Source organism: Pseudomonas sp. RL, assembly GCF_000647775.1.
GTDB lineage: Bacteria > Pseudomonadota > Gammaproteobacteria > Pseudomonadales > Pseudomonadaceae > Serpens > Serpens flexibilis.
Map to the genome: position 1 here is coordinate 1 of NZ_JBOY01000198.1, position 3,138 is coordinate 3,138.

Below are 3,138 nucleotides of genomic sequence, written 5' to 3' on the forward strand. Positions count from 1 at the left end.
ACGTTCTAATATGGTTGAAACATAGATTAAGTTATTAAGGGCGCACGGTGGATGCCTTGGCACTAGAAGCCGACGAAGGACGTTACTAACGACGATATGCTTTGGGTAGCTGTAAGTAAGCGTTGATCCAGAGATTTCCGAATGGGGGAACCCAGCACGAGTTATGTCGTGTTATCGACAAGTGAATTCATAGCTTGTCAGAAGGCAGACCCGGAGAACTGAAACATCTTAGTACCCGGAGGAAGAGAAAGAAAAATCGATTCCCTGAGTAGCGGCGAGCGAAACGGGAAGAGCCCAAACCAATAAGCTTGCTTATTGGGGTTGTAGGACACTCTATACGGAGTTACAAAGGAATATATTAGACGAATCATCTGGAAAGTTGAATCAAAGAAGGTAATAATCCTGTAGTTGAAAATATATTCTCTCTTGAGTGGATCCTGAGTACGACGGAGCACGTGAAATTCCGTCGGAATCTGGGAGGACCATCTCCTAAGGCTAAATACTCTCTAGTGACCGATAGTGAACCAGTACCGTGAGGGAAAGGTGAAAAGTACCCCGGAAGGGGAGTGAAAGAGAACTTGAAACCGTGTGCTTACAAGTAGTCAGAGCCCGTTAATGGGTGATGGCGTGCCTTTTGTAGAATGAACCGGCGAGTTACGATCTGATGCAAGGTTAAGCAGGAGATGTGGAGCCGTAGCGAAAGCGAGTCTGAATAGGGCGTTGAGTATTTGGTCGTAGACCCGAAACCAGGTGATCTACCCATGGTCAGGTTGAAGTTCAGGTAACACTGAATGGAGGACCGAACCGACTTACGTTGAAAAGTGAGCGGATGAACTGTGGGTAGCGGAGAAATTCCAATCGAACTTGGAGATAGCTGGTTCTCTCCGAAATAGCTTTAGGGCTAGCCTCAAGTGATGATTATTGGAGGTAGAGCACTGTTTGGACGAGGGGCCCCTCTCGGGTTACCGAATTCAGACAAACTCCGAATGCCAATTAATTTAACTTGGGAGTCAGAACATGGGTGATAAGGTCCGTGTTCGAAAGGGAAACAGCCCAGACCACCAGCTAAGGTCCCAAAATATATGTTAAGTGGAAAAGGATGTGGCGTTGCCCAGACAACTAGGATGTTGGCTTAGAAGCAGCCATCATTTAAAGAGTGCGTAATAGCTCACTAGTCGAGTGACACTGCGCCGAAAATGTACCGGGGCTAAACATATTACCGAAGCTGTGGATTGTCCGTAGGACAATGGTAGGAGAGCGTTCTAAGGGCGTTGAAGCATGATCGCAAGGACATGTGGAGCGCTTAGAAGTGAGAATGCCGGTGTGAGTAGCGAAAGACGGGTGAGAATCCCGTCCACCGATTGACTAAGGTTTCCAGAGGAAGGCTCGTCCGCTCTGGGTTAGTCGGGTCCTAAGCTGAGGCCGACAGGCGTAGGCGATGGATAACAGGTTGATATTCCTGTACCACCTAGCATCGTTTTAATCGATGGGGGGACGCAGTAGGATAGGCGAAGCGTACGATTGGATTGTACGTCCAAGCAGTGAGATTGAGTGTTAGGCAAATCCGGCACTCTTAAGATTGAGCTGTGATGGGGAGAGGAAATTGTTTCCTCGAGTCGTTGATTTCACACTGCCGAGAAAAGCCTCTAGATAGATAATAGGTGCCCGTACCGCAAACCGACACAGGTAGTCAAGATGAGAATTCTAAGGTGAGCGAGCGAACTCTCGTTAAGGAACTCGGCAAAATGACCCCGTAACTTCGGGAGAAGGGGTGCTCTTTAGGGTGCAAGCCCAGAAGAGCCGCAGTGAATAGGCCCAAGCGACTGTTTATCAAAAACACAGGTCTCTGCTAAACCGTAAGGTGATGTATAGGGGCTGACGCCTGCCCGGTGCTGGAAGGTTAAGAGGAGTGGTTAGCTTCTGCGAAGCTACGAATCGAAGCCCCAGTAAACGGCGGCCGTAACTATAACGGTCCTAAGGTAGCGAAATTCCTTGTCGGGTAAGTTCCGACCCGCACGAAAGGCGTAACGATTTGGGCACTGTCTCAACGAGAGACTCGGTGAAATCATAGTACCTGTGAAGATGCAGGTTACCCGCGACAGGACGGAAAGACCCCGTGGAGCTTTACTGTAGCCTGATATTGAAATTCGGCACAGCTTGTACAGGATAGGTAGGAGCCTTTGAAACGTGAGCGCTAGCTTACGTGGAGGCGCTGGTGGGATACTACCCTAGCTGTGTTGGCTTTCTAACCCGCACCACTTATCGTGGTGGGAGACAGTGTCAGGCGGGCAGTTTGACTGGGGCGGTCGCCTCCTAAAAGGTAACGGAGGCGCTCAAAGGTTCCCTCAGAATGGTTGGAAATCATTCATAGAGTGTAAAGGCATAAGGGAGCTTGACTGCGAGACCTACAAGTCGAGCAGGGTCGAAAGACGGACTTAGTGATCCGGTGGTTCCGCATGGAAGGGCCATCGCTCAACGGATAAAAGCTACCCCGGGGATAACAGGCTTATCTCCCCCAAGAGTTCACATCGACGGGGAGGTTTGGCACCTCGATGTCGGCTCATCGCATCCTGGGGCTGTAGTCGGTCCCAAGGGTTGGGCTGTTCGCCCATTAAAGCGGTACGCGAGCTGGGTTCAGAACGTCGTGAGACAGTTCGGTCCCTATCCGTCGTGGGCGTAGGAAATTTGAGAGGAGCTGTCCTTAGTACGAGAGGACCGGGATGGACATACCTCTGGTGTACCAGTTGTCGTGCCAACGGCATAGCTGGGTAGCTATGTATGGACGGGATAAGTGCTGAAAGCATCTAAGCATGAAGCCCCCCTCAAGATGAGATTTCCCAACTTCGGTTATAAGATCCCTCAAAGATGATGAGGTTAATAGGTTCGAGGTGGAAGCGTGGTGACACGTGGAGCTGACGAATACTAATCGATCGAAGACTTAATCAATTTATTTCAATGTTTTGCGAAGCAAAATCATTTACTTACTATCTAGTTTTGAATGTATAATCATTCTCTTGTCTGGTGACAATGGCAAGGAGGTCACACCTGTTCCCATGCCGAACACAGAAGTTAAGCTCCTTAGCGCCGATGGTAGTTGGATTTACGTTCCGCTAGAGTAGGACGTTGCCAGGCAAATTA

The 3,138-nt window shown here is 49.5% G+C and carries 2 rRNA genes; both read left to right on the forward strand.

Annotated elements, in window-relative coordinates:
• Positions 1 to 24 precede the first annotated feature (24 nt).
• Positions 25 to 2,946: ribosomal RNA gene (locus AS93_RS0118130) — 23S ribosomal RNA — on the forward strand.
• Between the two features lie 71 nt (positions 2,947 to 3,017).
• A 5S ribosomal RNA gene (gene rrf / locus AS93_RS0118135) occupies positions 3,018 to 3,132 on the forward strand.
• The last annotated feature ends 6 nt before the right edge of the window (positions 3,133 to 3,138 follow it).